Below are 17,190 nucleotides of genomic sequence, written 5' to 3' on the forward strand. Positions count from 1 at the left end.
GTTTCAAGCGTACGGTGGGGGAGAGGCAAATGTCCAAAAGTATAAAAGTGTCCGCGGTCGCAGTTTTTATTGTGTTAGGTGGATTGTATTGGTGGTTGACCAAGCCTATCAAAATTGAGCAGAATCTGGATGGGGTGTACTACCAGTTAGGCGGCTCAGGTTCCTCAGCTACGGAACGTATCAAGGTTAACTTGAGCGGAACGGCCTACCGGAATTTAAAGGGCTTCACCAAGTATGTCGGAACGGTCGATGTCAGTAACCTGGTGCTGCCAAAAGCTGCAGGAACATGGGAGTTGCAGCCGATTCAGCTGGATTTGGAAGGGAGCGGACATATCTCATATTTCGCTTTTCATAACGGGAAAATGGACATATTCCATTACGGGGAGTTATATACCAACCGTGCCATGACCCAATGGACGATTACCGTTTACGAGCAGTCCCCTACAGATGCAATCAGCAGAGGGTGGACGTCCAAGGACGGATTCATGGTATCAGCCCCGGCGAGTACTAGGGAAGAGGCGTTGAACATTTCAAACGAACTGATGGGAGATGCGATGTTTGGAAAGCTTAGGTAGGCGAAAACGCCGGTTTTTTAGAGTTTTGCTTCTGCTGGCGATTTCTTCGCTAATTTGTTCTTGTGAAGGTCCTGAACTGTTTGGTCTACGTGGTACGGAACATGAGAAGACGGCAAGTTTAGTAGAAAGTTCCCAAATTGTGAAGTTACAGCCCATTAACCTGCAAGAGAGTAAGGAAGGAAAATACTTTAAGGTTTTCGCTCCCCATGCTGCTGTGGTTGATGTGGATTACAACGGCGAGAAGACATGGATCAACTTCCGGATTGAAGTGTGGAGCAAAGGAAAGCTGCTGAAATCGACAGGCAATTTTGCAGAGGGTCTCTCTTTTCTTCCTGCGCAGCCAGAGAAAGGGAGACAGATTTTCGTTTCACCCATGGTCAATTCAGCTGAGACAGGTAAAAGCAGCTTGGATATTTTTTATGGATTCATCAGCAAAAACGGCCACTCCAGCACAACTTTTCACATCCCGGATTGGGAGAAATATAAGGCTTACGACAACGGAATCACCATTCACGAAACTAACGCAGCAGACACCGAACAAATCCCCATTTGGGGCATGCAGGCGACGACATCGGGAATGTTCCGCACCACAGATCTAACCAAAGAATTTTATCAAAACCAGGAATGGATGGCCGTCGGAATCTTGTCGTTTAGCCAGAATGCTCCCTGAGATTACAAGCATAGTTGTGGAAATAAAATAACCCGTTCCCCGGAGCTGCGTGGGAGGGTTATTTTTTTAACGAAAAATGACATGCTCCAAATTGAAAAGGTTTTCAGCTTCCGCTTTCTTTGCTACAGTAGGGGTATTGTACGCAGGGTTTCTGTAAGGAGGACGATGGCCGTTTTTATCAACTTGAAGACTAGAGCTATGGGACGGAAAACGGGTTTCGCGGGAGCGGCCGTTTCTCCGCGGAGGCGGGCCAGTATCGGGCAGATTCTGTATGTGTCTTTTTTTCTGATGATTCTGGTGCCGATTTTACTTGTGACGTTTTTTGCGGTGCGTTCGTTTAATCAGGTGCTGCTGAACAATATCAATACAAGAACGATGCAGACGCTGGAGCAGGTGTCATACACGATGGATTCGGAGCTGCGCAAAATGGTATACACCGTAGCTTCGATCGCAAACGATGAGAAAGTAATGGCCACCGCTACCCAGCTGCGCCGCAGTCCCCTGAAGAGCCAGTACGCGGTGAGCCGCGAGTTGGACCATCAGCTGCATAACTATTTGCACTATACGCCGGATATTGCTTCGGTAACTTTCTTCTATGCCAAAAGCGGAACGTATTCTTATAAACAGGACCTGAATTTATCGGAAGCCCAATGGCGGCAAATGGACTGGTACAGGGAGACACTCGGCAGCCGGAACAAGGTGCATGTCTATGGAGGGCCCGAGAGCCAGCCGCTGAACGCCAAAAGCAATCTGTACATCTCCGCGGCCGTGTCGCCGAAATACAATTTGTTGTTTTATGATGTAGAAAATATTTTGTTCCGGTTCCAGGCTTCTGTGCTGCAGCGTTTGCTTCAGTCGAATGTACCTTCGCCGGGGGAGTTCTTTGTGGCGGACAAAAACGGAAAGCTGATCACCTCCACAGCGAATCTGCCCGATAACCGTCCTCTTAGTGCCTACTCCTATTTGGGTCAGGCGCTTTCGGGTACGTATAAAGGACAATACACGGATACGATCAACGGCCGTAAAGCGTATATTCTGTATCTGACATCTGCACAGACCGGGTGGAAGATCGTTCATACGCTGGATTATGAAGAATTGTTCCGGCAGTCTAAAGAGGTATACCGGCGGACAATGCTAGTCTCCACGATCGGGCTGGTGTTTTTCCTCATTGTGTCTTTTTTCCTGGTGAGGAGTATGGTAAAACCGATTTCGCGCCTGGTAAGGCAAATGAACCGGGTCAAAAAAGGTGACATGAGCGCACAGATTGAGGCCAGCGGACCGGCGGAGATTTTTGTGCTGGGTTCCACCTTTAATGACATGGTGCAGCGGATTCAGGAACTGATGGTGGAGAAAGAGGAGAAAGAGAAGCAGAAGAGCAAGGCGGAAATTACGGCGCTGCAGTCGCAGATCAATCCGCATTTTCTCGTGAACACGTTGAACTCGATCCGTATTATGGCGATGATGACCAAGTCCGAGCACATTCGGAACATGACGGATTCCTTGATCCATTTGTTATCCTCTTCGTTTAACCGCGGCGGGGCGTACAATACGTTTCGTGAAGAGATCGCGCTGCTGCATCATTATATGAATATTATGAAAGTGCGTTATGGGGACAGGTTTGACTTGGACGTGGAGGCGGAAGAGGGAATTCTGGGTTCCTATATATTAAAGCTCATGCTGCAGCCGATTGTCGAAAATGCGATTGTGCACGGGCTTCATGAAAAAGAAGGCAAAGGCGCGATCAAAGTAAGCATCAGGCTGGAACAGGACGAAACGGTTGTAGTGACGGTAGAAGATGATGGTGTAGGCGCGGACATGTCGGAGGCATGGCTCGACTCGGGGAAGGATCTGTTTACAGGCATCGGGCTGTCTAATGTGCATCGGCGGATCCGGCTGAATTACGGGGAGCGGTACGGATTGACACTTTCAAGCGAGCCCGGGGCGGGAACCATGGTCGTGCTGCACCTGCCCAACGTGACGGACCTGCCGGAAGAGGCGGAGCCAGGCGAGTAACAGTAAGGGAAGTGATGTAATGGCGTTTACGGTTTTGTTAGTCGATGACGAGCCGTTGGTAAGGCTTGCGCTGCGGGAGCTGGTCGATTGGGAGAGCCGCGGCTGCCGGATCGCAGCGGAGGCTTCCGATGGGAAGGAAGCTTTGCGTGCACTGGAGCGGATCGGGGATGTGGACCTGGTTCTTGTCGATATCCAGATGCCGGCTATGAACGGCATCCAGTTTCTGCAGGCGCTGCAGGAGATGCCGCTGCGGGTGAAGCCGCTTGTTGTAGTACTAAGCGCATACCCGGACTATGATTATGTCCGCAGAGCATTTTTGCTGGGCGCTATTGATTATATTGTGAAAGCTGATATGAATCCGGAACACATTGGCTCGGTCGTGGCCAAAGCGGTGGCGAAGCTGCATGAGGAGCGGGAAAAAAGCCAGGACCTCGAACGGGAGCGCAAGGCCGTGTGGAGACAGAAGCGTGAACAGGCGCTGAAGCTGTTGTTGTCCGGAGAACTGGAGAGGGAGACGTTTACTTCACAGTGGCTGGAATGCGGGGGCGAGAGTTCTTCCGCTACCGTCTTCGTGACGGTCCGCATCGACAGGGAGATGAACGGAGCGTCCGGAAGCCATGCAGATCTCCCGGAAAGCCGATTCCTTCTATCCGCGATGCGCCAGGCTTTGGAAGGGATCTTCGACGAGCCTTACATACTTGAAATCAAGCAGGGCGAGTACGGCATCATGCTGACTCTGCCGGCAGAGTTGGAAACCCGGTCCTTCCAGGATAAGCGAAATGAAGTAGTGGGTGCGTTGAACCGTTTAGGCTCCCATATGAAGCAGTATATGAATTGCTCCGTAACGATGGGTGTATCGGATGAGACGCTGAACATAAGAGATTGGAAGGAGAGGTTTGCCCAATCGGCAAGGCTTGCTGATCTTAAATTTTTCCAAGGGGGAGGCCGGATCTACTTTGCCGAACAGGAGGACAGGGGGACGGAATCCGCTGCTTCGGAGACATGGAATTACGCAGCGCTGCTCCGTCTAATGGAAGCCGGGAGCAGCGGCTTTAGGGAAGAGGCTGTGCGGGGAATGGACATGCTGTCCGCAGGAGCACACAGCTCTGTCTCGAAGCATAAAATCGGCGAAACATGCCGCTCGTTCTTGTGGGAGCTAGGGGCTTTGCTGCAGGTGAAACGAGTTGAATGGAAAGAGGCGCTTGGGTCGGACAAGCCTCCATACGAGGAGGTTACGAGCTTTGAGAAGCTTCAAGATTTGCAGAACTGGATGCTGCAAATCATAGATAAAGCGGCGGTCCTGCTCGACCCCCGCAGCCTGGCCAATGTCCAGGCTCCCCGTCTGGTGGATAAAGCGAAGCTGTTTATGGAACGGCATTACCGGGAGCCGATCTCGCTGGGTCAAGTGAGCGAATGGGTGGGGGTCAGCGAAAGCTATCTAAGCAAGCAATTCGCCAAAGAGACGGGTGAAAACTTCATCGACTGCCTGACCCGGATCCGAATCGAAAAGGCCGCTCAACTCATGGAAAGCGGCATGAAATTATTCGAGATCGCGGAGCAGGTAGGGTACCCGAATCAGGGGCATTTCAGCAGGAACTTCAAGAAGGTAACGGGCCTCACGCCTCAGCAGTACCGGGAACAGAGCAGGCGCTAATGGCCCCAGGACAATGGCAGCTTGCCCTTCGCCAAGCGGGCAATATGTTGTCGTGGTAAATGGCGATGGGGTAAACGGTTCTGTGCTGCTTAGCTGGGAAGTGAAATAGCAAATTCATAATTGGATTGAGTTACCAAGGCCGCCTGCCAGGCGGTCTGTTTGCATTTGACCTGCGTTTAAAGAATTGTACAATATAGGCTATAATCACATAGATGTTATGACAATCCATTTTCAGATTGAGGAGGCAACAGAGGTATGTATACAATCCTAATTGTTGAAGACGACCGCAAAATTGCCGAGCTGCTTCAATCCCATATACAGAAATACGGGTACCAGGCTGTTATCGTGACCGATTTTGAGCACGTATTGGAACAATTCCGGGAGATCCAGCCTCATATGGTGCTGCTTGATATTAACCTCCCTAGCTTTGACGGATATTATTGGTGCCGCCAAATCCGCTCGGTCTCCGACTGTCCGTTGATTGTAATCTCGGCGCGCAGCGGAAAGATGGACCAGCTGATGGCGCTGGAGAACGGTGCCGATGACTATATGACGAAACCCTTTCACTATGAAATTGTGATGGCCAAAATCAGGAATCATCTGAATCGCGCTTATGCTTCCAGAAACGAAGAGAGAGTGGTGCAAAAAGCAGGCCTGATGCTGTATCCGGAAAGGTTGGAACTGCAGCTGCAGGGGAAGGCGGTTATGTTAAGCAAAAAGGAAGCGGTCCTCATGGAAACTTTGCTGGAACGCTCTCCCCGTGTCGTCAGCAGAGAGGCGATATTGAACCAGTTATGGGATGACTCGTTCGTGGACGATAATACGCTTAGCGTGAATATTACCCGTATCCGGAAACGGCTGGCGGAGCTAGGGATAGAGCAGGCGCTCGAAACGGTGCGGGGATCAGGATACAGGCTAAGTCCGATATGGGAGGATCACCAGACGCGATGAAGCTATTTTTCCGTGAACATCTGCTGCTTATCTGCTGGTCGATAGGGCAAAGTTTGCTCGTTCTCTTTATTTACACGCTGGACGGGCATGATCGCTTGCCTACTGCCCTGTATGCGTTTTTTATAACCCAATTTCTGTTTGCGTGCTATTTGGTTCTAAGGTACGTTTCGCACCGGCACTTTTATCGGCGTTTGTCACATCCGCTGGATAGTTTGCAGAATTCGGTGCAGTCCCATGAGGCGGCTCCGCTGCCGGCGGCTTTGAGCGAGCTGCTGGAGGCGCAGTACAGGAAATATCTTGAGGAACAACAGGCTTGGCAGCGGAAGCAGCGCGAACGAAGCACGTTCGTAGATCATTGGGTCCATCAACTGAAAACGCCGTTGTCCGTCATACAGATGACTGCGCAGGAGGATGATGATGACGAACGAATGTCGAGCATTTCCGAAGAAGCCGAGCGGATGAGAAGTAGTGTGGAAATGCTGCTGTACCAAGCAAGGCTGGAGACGTTCGAACAGGACTTCAGCGTGGAGAAGGTATATCTAAGTGAAGTTGTCATAGATGCAGTGCATGAACAGAAGGGGTTATTTATCCGCAGCCATGTCTATCCTGAAGTGAAGGTGGATGACAAGCTGCAAGTTCAGACCGATGCGAAATGGCTCCGCTTTCTAGTGCTGCAGCTTTTATCAAATGCGATTAAGTATTCGGCGGGTTATGGAAGCCGGGTTACGGTAACAGCTTACTCAAAGGAAAATATGATCGTATTGGAAGTCACGGACCAAGGAGTAGGCATTCCGAAGGCGGATATCAGGCGGGTGTTTGAACCTTTCTATACGGGGGAAAATGGAAGGAAGTTCAAAGAATCGACGGGTATGGGCCTTTACTTAGTGAAGGAAGTCTGCGATAAGCTGGGGCACGCTGTGGAAATAGAGTCGCAAGCCGGAGCTGGAACCACCGTCCGCCTCTATTTTCAGAACAATCTTACAACACTGTAAGAAAGTTGGAAGGTGATTCGATAGGTATCCGGAAACAGGCTGCAGTAAGATATGGAGAATGCGATAGCACTCATTCTTTCATCTGCGGGCGTGGTCCTAGTCCATAGCAGCCGCACCAAGGAGGATTACCTGTGGAAATATTAACTGTACGCAATCTCGGCAAAATATACAAAGGAGCGTTGGCTTACGAAGCGCTCTCTGATATTAACTTAAAGATCCAGGAAGGTGAATTTGTCGGTATTATGGGTCCTTCCGGCAGCGGGAAGACCACGTTTCTAAACATGGTTTCCACTATAGACCGTCCCACCTCAGGCGAAGTCCGAATAGGGGGAGCGGACCCCTACGGAATGCCGCAAGACCTGCTGGCTGTGTTTCGGCGGCGTGAGCTTGGTTTTATTTTTCAATCCTATAATCTTCTCCATACGCTTACTGTAAAAGAAAATATTATGCTGCCGCTGGTGTTAGAGGGAATTGATCCGGCTGTTATGAACCGTCTGGCACAAGAGATGTCGGATAAACTCGGCATCAGCTCGATCCTAGGCAAGCGCACTTATGAAATTTCCGGAGGCCAGGCACAGAAGACGGCCATTGCCCGCGCTCTCATCCACAAACCCAAGCTGGTGTTAGCCGACGAGCCGACGGGAAATCTGGACTCCAAAGCCGCCCGTGATGTCATGGAAATGCTGGAGTCCAGGAACCGTGAAGAACAGGTTACTATGCTGCTGGTTACGCATGACCCGATTGCCGCGAGCTACTGCCATCGTGTTGTGTTTATGAATGATGGGCGGCTCTTTAATGAGATTTATTGCGGGGACAGCCGTAACGCATTTTACCAGAAAATCCTGAACACGCTGTCCGTGCTGGGAGTGAACAACGAACGATGAACTTCCAACGACTGGCCTACCATAACATTGTCCGCAATCAGCGTACGTACATCTCCCATTTTTTAAGCAGCATTTTCTCGGTTCTGATTTTTTTCTCATATGCAGTGCTGTTGTTCCATCCCGACCTACAAGGGGAGCTGCAGGCTTCCAGCGATACGGTCAGCATTCTGGGGACGATAGGAATGAAAATATCGGAAATCTTAATTTTCGTATTCTCATTCTTCTTCTTGTTGTATTCTGTCGGAGCCTTCCTGAAATTGCGAAAAAAAGAGATCGGGATTCTATTGCTGCTGGGTATGTCACGCAAACAGCTGCACCGCCTTTTATTTATAGAAAATGCACTGATCGGTTTTTCAGCTATAGCTGCTGGGATCGGGCTAGGATTGGTATTCTTGAAGTTGACCCTGCTCTTGTGCGCTAACGTGCTTTCCATAGATCAGGGGCTTCCGTTCTATGTGCCGACAATGGCGTTAATCGTTACTGCAGCGGCCTACCTGATCCTTTTTCTGCTGGTAGGTATGTTCACTTCTGTAATGGTACAGAAAGGAACCCTCGCGGAACTGATCATGTCCGAAGACCGGCCGAAAAAGGAGCCTAAAGCTTCGTTCCTCCTCTCTACACTCGCTATATTGCTGATCGGTACTGGATATGCGATAGTGTTTCTCTTTGTGTACCAGGTGTATTCCAGTTCTATTATCAGATTTCTTATCTTGTTAGGCGGAGTTGGTGCCGTTATTATCGGCACATACTTTTTGTTTACGCAATTTAGTGTTCAAGTGATCGGATGGTTGAAAAGGCGTACTGTGTACTTTGTACGTACAAATATGCTTACGCTTTCCGAGCTGGCTTACAGGGTGAAAGATAATGCAGTGATGTTCTTTATGGTAGCGGTCGTTTCGGCCGGTGCCTTTACAGGCGTCGGAACAACATTAGCTATTGGCAATCCGGGGCTTGCAGCAATGGTCAATCCGTATGCTTTCACCTATTCGTATCCTTGGAAGGACGCTGCCTTTGGGGAGAGGAAGTCTGCTGAAATAGGGAAGTCTCTGGAGGCACAAGGATTCGATTATTGGTCTATTCCCGTAACCCCAGTGTTTGCGGGGGGATATGGCCTCATAAGTTTAAGTGCATATAATCGTATGGCTGCAGAACTGGGCTATCCACTGGAACAGCTTAGCGATGATCGCCATGTGATGCTTTCCCCCTCCTTTGTAAGACAGGCCAACGAGTTTCGGGCAAATATATACGGTCCAACCCGAATCGAATTGGACGCCGATAACTTCAAAACAACGGTTAAGGTTGCCAAAGTATCCGTGCACTTAGTGTTTCCGGATATTGCTTATAACTTAGTGGTTGTCACCGACAACTTGTACAATCGGGTTTTGTCCGGATATGAAGATAAACCGCATTTAAGAGTTTACCGCCAATACACGGTGGAACATTGGAAAGAAACCCGGGAATTGTCGAGACAGTGGGTGACAGCCGTTGAGACAGACAATAACCCTGATGACCAGATTAGATCGCTTGCCTTGGAATGGGTTGCCTCACGGCAGGAAAACGGGATTTTATTGATGATCAGCGGATTGGTAGGCATTGTATTCTTCACCTTTGCAGCCAGCTTTATCTATTTCCGGCTGTATGCCGATCTCGACCGGGATGAGCAGCAATACAGGATGATCTCTAAAGTGGGACTGAGCAGGAAGGAAATGAAAACGATGATTACCCGTCAGCTGGCAGTCCTTTTCTTTTTACCTTTAGGGGTGGCTCTGGTTCATACGGGGGTTGCGTTCTTAGCGCTTCAGCAACTGGTTCATTTCTCCATCTGGAACCATTCCCTCATCATCATAGTGACGGCTGTCACTGCTCAGATCATATATTTCTTCCTGGCCAGGTGGCGATATCTGAGTCGGTTATACCGGAAACTCGAAATATAACATGAACTTTAGCAATATCCAAAACACCCCTTAGACCGGACGGCAGCATGTCAACTGCGAGCCTGTTGTCTAAGGGGTGTTTCATTGGTATATTCTCGTTACCCTAGCGCCAACGGTACTGAGGAGTTCATTGGTGATGGTACCGGTCCATTCCGCTATTTCTCCTGCGGTGATCTCATCGTTTCCATCCCTGCCTAGCAAAGTTACAGTATCTCCTTGCTGTACGCCGGGTATCCCTGTAACGTCGACGAGCATTTGATCCATAGTAATCGTTGCTAGGATCCGGGCGCGTCGGCCGCGGATAAGAACGGAGCCGCCTTTCTCCGGGAGTTCCCTGGGGATACCGTCGGCATAGCCAATGGAAAGTGTGGCGATGGAAGTGTCTCTCTCGGCAAGAAAGCTTCTATTATAGCCGGCCGGTTCTCCTGCATGGATACGCTGTACTCTAGTGACATTTGCCTTCAAAGACATGACCGGGCGCAAGTCTATATCAGCCCGGACCCGATCCGTCTCCTTCGAGAGCAGGCCATACAGCGCAATGCCGGAGCGGACTCCATCCAATTGCATTCCGGCGTCATAATAATTAAGAATACCGCTGCTATTGAGAAGGTGCAGTCTCCCTGTCTTTAGTCCGGCAGCCCGAATTTGACTTACGGTATGCTGGAAGCGCTCAAATTGCAGCCGGGTGAAAGCAAGATCGTCAGCTTCCAAACTGTCAGCAGCGGCCAAATGACTAAAGGTCCCTGCAACATGCAGCCTGCTGTGGCGATACATCGACAGGATACCTTCGGTATTGGAGTAAGGCTCTCCCAGCCGGTGCAAACCTGTGTCTATCTTGATATGGACACGCAGAGGCTTGCCGAACTCCTGCAGACGCTCTGCATCGGCTGCACTAACAACCGTCTGCACCAACTTGTAACGCCTCACGTCGTCAAGGCGGTGCGTAGGCGTGAAACCGAGAATCAGAATTTCTCCTTTGAGTCCGCTTCTGCGCAATGCAACGCCCTCGTCGACTGACGCCACGGCGAAGCTATGAATATCGGCTTTCTGCAATTCCTTAGCAATTTCAACGCTGCCGTGGCCATAGGCATTTGCCTTGACTACGGCCGTTAAAGCGGTGCTGCGGGGGAGCAGGCTCTGAAGTTGTCTTACGTTGTGTAATAAGTTAGCGATGCTGATTTCGGCCCATGCTCTTTCCTTGCCTCGAGGCAGCGGGCTTGTCCGTTCCTTTTTATATACATCAAGGATTTTGATCCCCAGCAGGGAGACGGCCACAGACAGAATCACGACGGATGCAAAATGAACCAGACTATCCTCTATCAATATGGCTTCTAAACCCGTAAGCTTTGCAATTCCCCTTACTCCTACAATAACAGCCGGATGCAGGACATAAATCCACGTACTTAGACGTCTTGGCCATTTGTGTTCTCTACCGCGGCCGGCAAGAAGAATAAGAAACAGGAAAAATACGGCCGGCACCAGCGCTGCGTACATATCGTTGAAGGGAGCGATGGCAGTCCCGGCAAACGAACGTTGAAGCAGGAGGCCTTCAAGGAACAGCACTGCCATAGATATCCCAAACAGCAGAATATAACTGTGAAGGGCAGATCTTTTCGGTTTCCTGCGGTTCGCCTCCAGACTGCCAAGGGCAATAAATAAAGGCGCAAAAAAGATGCCGTTCCTTGTGGAATCCATGATTCCGTAAACGTGCTGAACCATGTTCTGCAGCGCTTGGTTCTCTGCAGCAAGACTATAGTAGTTATCACCAAGCAGAGCGGCAAGATATAGCAGTAAAGTTACGATGATTACATAAGGTTCCCGTAAGAAGGAACGTAAACCATATACGATGGCAACTCCTATCATTAGGGCCGGTAGATACCAGAGATGATAGAAGGTGCCGCCAAAGAGCAGGCTCTTGATCAGAATAGGCAAGTTCCACGCTCCGGTAAGGTGACCGGCATAGGCGTTCACCGGGAGATAGATCAGTATGCAGATGGCGTATAAAATACCTGTCCGCTGCAAAAACTGTCGTAACAGCTTTGTCTGGTTACCCTGTTCGTTTTTGATTTTATGAAAGAAAAAATAACCGGACGCCATGAAGAAAAAAGGAACCGCGATACGGGCCGCAAGGCTTGTCAGAAGAAAGTCTGCACGGCTGTTGTAGGAGAGAAGCGGACCCGTATGAATCGTGATGACTAGAATCGCTGCAAAGAACTTAAACAGGTCTATTCCGCCGTACCTCTCCTTAGTCATTGCCGGCGCCTCTTTCCGAATGTACCGCCGTCATAATGAAGCCGTCCGCATTATTGCCTGAAACCTCCCAAGCAGATTTCATGTGCTGAGGTACCGGCAGCAGAGTGAAATCTTCCTTAGCAGCAACGTAATAAATTTCATAAGACAGATGCCCGTCCGTTACATAAAGGTGGGTATCTCCAAAGTTGAACTCTTTTAGATAGCTGATATACTCTTCCAAACATAAATCAAGTTGTTCCATAATGGCAGAGTGAGGGAAGCCTACGTAACGGTAATGCCAAGGCTCATCCGCGATCCCCGTAAGGACAGACTTACTTTTCTGATATCTGCGGATAAACCCGAAATCGGCCGCCTTCTTCTTGAATAGTCCGCTGATGCCGGTATCCGGAAAACCCGGAGCGATATAATCTTTCTTTCCGCGGCGCAGCCCCACATCCACAGCCAGCCCGGTTTGATGTTCGCTTGCTCCAGGCAATGCAACGTACTTGGCTGTGTACTCAGCGCCTCGTTTGACCAATGTATCCTCGTACAGCAGCTGCTGCGTTTCTTTGGAGCGGAAGCCGCTGACGATTTCGATCTCGTCAACAGCCTCACATTCCTCTAACAATGCGTGCAGTTGTGACATGCAAGTTTTGCTTAGCAGCAGCTGTTTTTCCTCAGACCGGCTTGATTGATGAAGCGGGGATGGAAGAGTAATCAAGTGTTCCGCTTCCGTTTGAACAGGATGCTCCTGATTGACTAGAATCAGCTGGCCCTTGTGTACATCCTGCGGTGACAATAGAATAAAGTCTTCGTACCGGTTTACCGGCGCATTGCCGAAAATGACAGGAGATCCTTTCATAATTATCGCCCCCTCACCATAGCTGTCTTTACTAGCAGGTCAAGCAGTTCCGGAAATTCTATACCGGCAGCGCGCATCATATTGGGATAACGGCTGGTTGCAGTAAATCCGGGAATCGTGTTCACTTCATTGAAATAAAAGTCTCCCTCCGGGCTTAGGAACAAGTCGACTCTGGAGAGACCGCTGCATCCTAACAGCCTGTAAATGCGGATTGCAATGTCCTTCGCTTGCGCGGCCTGAGCCGCATCCAGTCTGGCGGGAAGATGGATGGCTGCGGTAGCCAGGGAGTATTTCTCCGTATGATCGAAAAATTCGCCGGCTAACGCTACCTCATCAATTTCCCCTGTAACCAATTCGGAGTTGCCCATCACCGCACATCCGATTTCCACGCCTTCCACATGCGATTCGATAATGATCCTGCTGTCATGGTTCCAAGCTTCCCGAATGCCCGAAAGCAGATCATCCCGGTTGTAAACCTTGCTTATGCCGATAGAGGACCCGGACCTGGCGGGTTTTACATAGAGCGGATAGCCAAGTGCTTCAGCAGATGCTGTAAGTTCCTCTATAGAAGTTCCTTGAACTGCCATAAGGAAGGGGGGCACTTTGAAACCGGCGGACGCAGCCAGTGTTTTTGCAATAGGCTTGTCCATTCCGACTGCCGATGACAGCATATCGCAGCCGACAAAGGGGATACCGGACATTTCAAGCAATCCCTGTAAAGTCCCGTCTTCTCCAAACTGTCCATGCAACACCGGAAACACGACATCAAGCGGGGTGTAGCGGTATTCCGTGCCGGTGAGCTCCAACAGTCCCGGATATTCTCTATTAGGCGATAATAGGACGGGGATATTGCCTGATTCCGAGACCCAGCTCCCGCTGCGGATTCCTTCCGTGTTCCCGTCATATCTATACCAGAACCCTTCGCGGGTAATTCCAATTTGAACAACGTCATATTTATTGCGATCCAGATGGTCAAGGACGGCGGAAGCAGAAGAGAGGGAGACCTCATGTTCTGTCGAACGGCCGCCGAACAAGACCCCAACGGTAAGTTTTTTCATAAGTATCATCTCCAGTTGTGTTAATTGAACTGCTCCTTCAGTTATAACACCGCCCCCGTGAACTACCTATCGATTGGCATTTCAGTTTTATGACAAGGTTGTAAGGTATCTTTCGCGGGACAGTTCAAAATCAGAGAAGAAAAGAACAAAAATGGAGATGTGAATGCGTTTGCAGACCAACTACAATGAAACCTGTAAGCGTAATCAATTAATGAATCACGGGGGGCAATCGGGAATGACAAAAAAACTAAGCTCATTGGCTTTGGCCGCAATATTCTTGTTCTCTATTCTGCTGGCAGGCTGCGGTAATTCTGACAACAGCAACGGAGGCAACGCTGAGGCTAACGGGGACGGCACAAAAACCGAAGAAACATCGAAGGGCGAAAAAGTGACGCTGAAAATGGCGATGTGGGACGTGAACGCTTCCTTTATCGACTTTTTGACAGCCAAAGTAAAAGAGTACTCGCAAGTGGACCCTAACGTAACGGTGGAAGTGGAAGCGTTCAAGAACGACGGCGACTACCTGAACGCGATGAAGGTACGCTTGTCTGCGAATGAAATGCCGGACGTGTTCGAGCTGAAGCCGAACCATTTGAACGATTTCAAGTCTGAGCTAATGCCGATCGATGACCTAAGCGTTACCGCGAAGAACAAATTCGCCAAGACGTATGCGGTTGACGGGAAAGTGCTGGCACTGCCTTTCGTTTCCTTCCCTGAAATGGTGTACTACCACCCGAGCCAGTTCAAGGAACTGGGTTTGAACGTACCGACAACTTGGCCCCAATTCATCGATGTGATGCAAAAAATCAAAGACAACGGCAAATACATCCCATACGCGATGGGCGGTAAAGACGGCTGGCCGGACTACCCGTTCAACGAATTTATGCACCACCTGACTTCTGCTGATACCAATTACCTGAGCACGATTGCGACACAAGAGAAGCCTTTTTCCGAGGGCACGCCATTCTATAAGGCTTACAGCAAAATCGAAGCTCTGTACAATGCGCAGCTTATGGGTCCGGATCCGCTCGGCATCAGCTGGGATCAAGCAACCGGCCTGTTCGAATCCAAACAAGCGGCGATCGTAGCGGCGGGGCTGTGGTACCTGGATACGTACTTGTCCAAAGGCGGAGATGCCAACGACCTGTCCGCATTCCCATTGCCGATCCGCGACACCGAATCCGAACCGCTCAAAGTCATGACATTTACCGACCACTTCTATGGCATCAACAAAAACACGAAGCATGCTGACGCGGCGCGGAAGTTCATGGAGTGGCTGTACAGCCCTGAAGTGCACCAACAGTATGTAGATAAAGTGAAATTGGGTTCCACGATGGAAGGCGTGACGGCAAACGTACCTTTCCTAGCGGACTACTACAAAAACAATAAGTTCGAAGAATTCCTGTATGTACCGGGCGATGCGGCTTACAGCCAGCTGATTAACGACACCCAATTGGATTGGAAAAAGATCGGCCAAGACATGATGTCAGGCAAAAAGCTGAGCGATATTTCCAAAGAGTTGAACGACAAGTGGTCTAAAGCTGTAGCGAAGTGAATTGGAAGTAAGTAAAGAGAGGGGGAGAACGGCTGGGCATATGCCGGTCGTTTTCTCCTTATATAGGAGCGGAGGCGCCATGAGTTACAAACTTCAGAGAAAAATGTTAGTTTTCTCCTTCCTGATCGTCCCGATCGGATTGCTGCTGCTGTTCCTCGTGTATCCTACACTAAAGCTGGTTCAGCTGAGCTTTACGGATTGGACCGGGATCGGCAAAAACCTCAATTATGTCGGCGTAGACAACTACACGAAGTTGTGGAGTCTACCGGATTTATGGAAGTCGCTGTATAACAACGCTTTGTATTTTATTGTACATTTGCTGTTTATCCCGTTGGAAATTGTGGTTGCGGTCATGTTGAGCTCCAAAATCCGGGCGAGCGGGTTTTTCCGATCTATTGTGTTTTTGCCGTATGTGATTAACGGGGTGGCCGTGGCTTATATTTTCAGCTACCTGTACAATCCGTTGAACGGGCCGATTAACCTGGCATTGAACGGGCTCGGGCTGGAGTCCTGGATTCAGCGCTGGCTGAGCGATCCGGCGGTCGTGAACTACTCGCTGATTGCAGTATCGCTTTGGCGTTATTGCGGTTTGCATGTGATTTTGTTTCTGGCGGGACTGCAGTCCGTTCCGCAGGACCTGTACGAAGCGGCGCGTATGGACGGTGCGAGCCCGCTGCAGCAGCTGCTCCACATTACGATCCCGGGCATCCGGCGGGTTGTGGAAATTGTGCTGTTCCTAAACATCCGGGGAGCCCTTCAGGTGTTCGATATCCCGTTCCTGATGACGCAGGGCGGCCCGGGAAGCTCTAGCAGCACGTTCACATTATTCACGATTGATACCGCGTTTAAGTTCAACAACTACGGCCTCGCTTCGGCGATGGCGATTCTGCTGATGGTCATGATCGTAGTATTCAGTTATGTTCAGAAGCAATTTTTCAAGGAAAGAGGGGTGTAAGACAGCTATGACTTCAAGCAAAATGCAGCCCCTGTATTACGTCATTTTCGCAGTCATTACATTTATCGTCCTGATTCCGATTGTGCTCGTTGTTTTCGCTGCGTTCAAACCGCCCGCGGAACTGGCGGCTTCCTCGCCGCTGTCGCTGCCGAGCAGCTTTTACACCGGCAACCTCATGGCCGCCTTCACCAAAGGGAACATGGTGACCGGCTTCCTCAACACCGGTGTGCTCATCATCGTAAGCGTTCTGATGAACGCGGTGCTGGGCTCGATGACGGCGTATGTGCTGAACCGGTTCGATTTCCGGCTCAAGAAAGTCATTTTCGGCCTGTTCATCGTCGCCATGGTCGTACCGTTCTACACCGCGGAAGTAGCCCGGTTTCAGATCATTAAGGCGCTTGGCTTATACAACACGCTCGCCGCGCCTACGTTGATCTACATCGGCACCGACCTGCTGCAGATTTTCATCTTCCTGCAGTTTATCGAGAAGATCTCGGTGCAGCTGGATGAAAGTGCAATGCTGGATGGCGCCTCCTACTTGCGAATCTTCACTTCGATCATCTTCCCGCTGATGCTCCCGGCGACCGCTACGCTGGCCATCATCAAAACGGTAGAGATCATGAACGACATGTACATTCCGTACTTGTACATGCCGGACAAGGACTTGCATACCTTGTCCACGTCGTTGATGACGTTCGTCGGGGAGCGGGCCTCGTACTGGAACGAGCTGTCCGCCGCCATCCTGATCGTCATGCTGCCGACGGTGCTGCTGTATCTGTTCTTCCAGCGTTATATTTTTGCGGGCTTGATGGATGGAGCGGTGAAGGGGTAGAGGTAAGCGGTAAGTGGTAACCC

At 50.1% G+C, this 17,190-nt stretch carries 14 protein-coding genes; 11 read left to right on the top strand and 3 right to left on the bottom strand.

What is annotated here, in order from left to right; genetic code table 11:
- Positions 1 to 29: 29 nt before the first annotated feature.
- From ACFSUF_RS21710 to ACFSUF_RS21745, 8 genes are all read left to right on the top strand, one after another.
- A complete protein-coding gene (locus ACFSUF_RS21710) occupies positions 30 to 575 on the top strand; it encodes a hypothetical protein (protein ID WP_377606521.1) in 546 nt (181 codons plus the stop codon).
- Positions 559 to 1,245 (top strand): hypothetical protein, encoded by a 687-nt coding sequence (locus ACFSUF_RS21715; RefSeq protein WP_377606523.1) that lies wholly within the window; start codon positions 559 to 561, stop codon positions 1,243 to 1,245. The genes ACFSUF_RS21710 and ACFSUF_RS21715 overlap by 17 nt, the downstream gene beginning before the upstream one ends.
- 165 nt (positions 1,246 to 1,410) lie before the next feature.
- Positions 1,411 to 3,258: a cache domain-containing sensor histidine kinase gene (locus tag ACFSUF_RS21720; RefSeq protein WP_377606525.1), complete on the top strand. Its 1,848-nt coding sequence runs from the start codon at positions 1,411 to 1,413 to the stop codon at positions 3,256 to 3,258.
- Positions 3,259 to 3,277: 19 nt separating this feature from the next.
- Entirely contained in the window at positions 3,278 to 4,912 is a 1,635-nt protein-coding gene (locus ACFSUF_RS21725) for a response regulator transcription factor (RefSeq protein ID WP_377606527.1), read from the top strand.
- 255 nt (positions 4,913 to 5,167) lie between these two features.
- Entirely contained in the window at positions 5,168 to 5,863 is a 696-nt protein-coding gene (locus ACFSUF_RS21730; protein WP_377606529.1) for a response regulator transcription factor, read from the top strand.
- On the top strand, positions 5,860 to 6,855 hold the full coding sequence (locus tag ACFSUF_RS21735; RefSeq protein ID WP_377606531.1) for a sensor histidine kinase: 996 nt from the start codon (positions 5,860 to 5,862) through the stop codon (positions 6,853 to 6,855). Before ACFSUF_RS21730 ends, ACFSUF_RS21735 begins: the two co-directional genes overlap by 4 nt.
- 131 nt (positions 6,856 to 6,986) lie before the next feature.
- On the top strand, positions 6,987 to 7,739 hold the full coding sequence (locus ACFSUF_RS21740) for an ABC transporter ATP-binding protein (protein WP_377606533.1): 753 nt from the start codon (positions 6,987 to 6,989) through the stop codon (positions 7,737 to 7,739).
- Complete coding sequence (locus ACFSUF_RS21745; protein ID WP_377606536.1) at positions 7,736 to 9,673, top strand: FtsX-like permease family protein; 1,938 nt, start codon at positions 7,736 to 7,738, stop codon at positions 9,671 to 9,673. Before ACFSUF_RS21740 ends, ACFSUF_RS21745 begins: the two co-directional genes overlap by 4 nt.
- Positions 9,674 to 9,754: 81 nt before the next feature.
- On the opposite strand, the gene vanT is transcribed toward ACFSUF_RS21745, so the two are convergent.
- The 3 genes from vanT to vanG are packed head-to-tail and all read right to left on the bottom strand — an operon-like array spanning position 9,755 to position 13,825.
- Positions 9,755 to 11,926, bottom strand: coding sequence for a serine racemase VanT catalytic subunit (gene vanT, locus ACFSUF_RS21750; protein ID WP_377606538.1), 2,172 nt, complete (start codon positions 11,924 to 11,926; stop codon positions 9,755 to 9,757).
- A complete protein-coding gene (locus tag ACFSUF_RS21755; protein WP_377606540.1) occupies positions 11,919 to 12,767 on the bottom strand; it encodes a D-alanyl-D-alanine carboxypeptidase family protein in 849 nt (282 codons plus the stop codon). Before ACFSUF_RS21755 ends, vanT begins: the two co-directional genes overlap by 8 nt.
- 2 nt (positions 12,768 to 12,769) lie before the next feature.
- The gene (vanG, locus tag ACFSUF_RS21760) at positions 12,770 to 13,825 is read right to left on the bottom strand and encodes a D-alanine--D-serine ligase VanG (protein ID WP_377606542.1); all 1,056 of its coding nucleotides are present in this window, start codon (positions 13,823 to 13,825) and stop codon (positions 12,770 to 12,772) included.
- A 235-nt stretch (positions 13,826 to 14,060) separates the two neighbouring features.
- On the opposite strand from vanG, the gene ACFSUF_RS21765 reads away from it, so the two are divergent.
- The 3 genes from ACFSUF_RS21765 to ACFSUF_RS21775 all read left to right on the top strand — a co-directional run bounded on the left by ACFSUF_RS21765 (position 14,061) and on the right by ACFSUF_RS21775 (position 17,167).
- The gene (locus tag ACFSUF_RS21765) at positions 14,061 to 15,380 is read left to right on the top strand and encodes an extracellular solute-binding protein (RefSeq protein ID WP_377606544.1); all 1,320 of its coding nucleotides are present in this window, start codon (positions 14,061 to 14,063) and stop codon (positions 15,378 to 15,380) included.
- A 79-nt stretch (positions 15,381 to 15,459) separates the two neighbouring features.
- Complete coding sequence (locus tag ACFSUF_RS21770) at positions 15,460 to 16,335, top strand: carbohydrate ABC transporter permease (RefSeq protein WP_377606546.1); 876 nt, start codon at positions 15,460 to 15,462, stop codon at positions 16,333 to 16,335.
- 7 nt (positions 16,336 to 16,342) lie between these two features.
- Positions 16,343 to 17,167, top strand: a complete 825-nt coding sequence (locus ACFSUF_RS21775; protein WP_377606549.1) for a carbohydrate ABC transporter permease — start codon at positions 16,343 to 16,345, stop codon at positions 17,165 to 17,167.
- The last annotated feature ends 23 nt before the right edge of the window (positions 17,168 to 17,190 follow it).

Origin of the sequence: Paenibacillus gansuensis (assembly GCF_042684925.1) — a bacterium.
Classification (GTDB): Bacteria; Bacillota; Bacilli; order Paenibacillales; family DY6; genus Paenibacillus_N; species Paenibacillus_N gansuensis.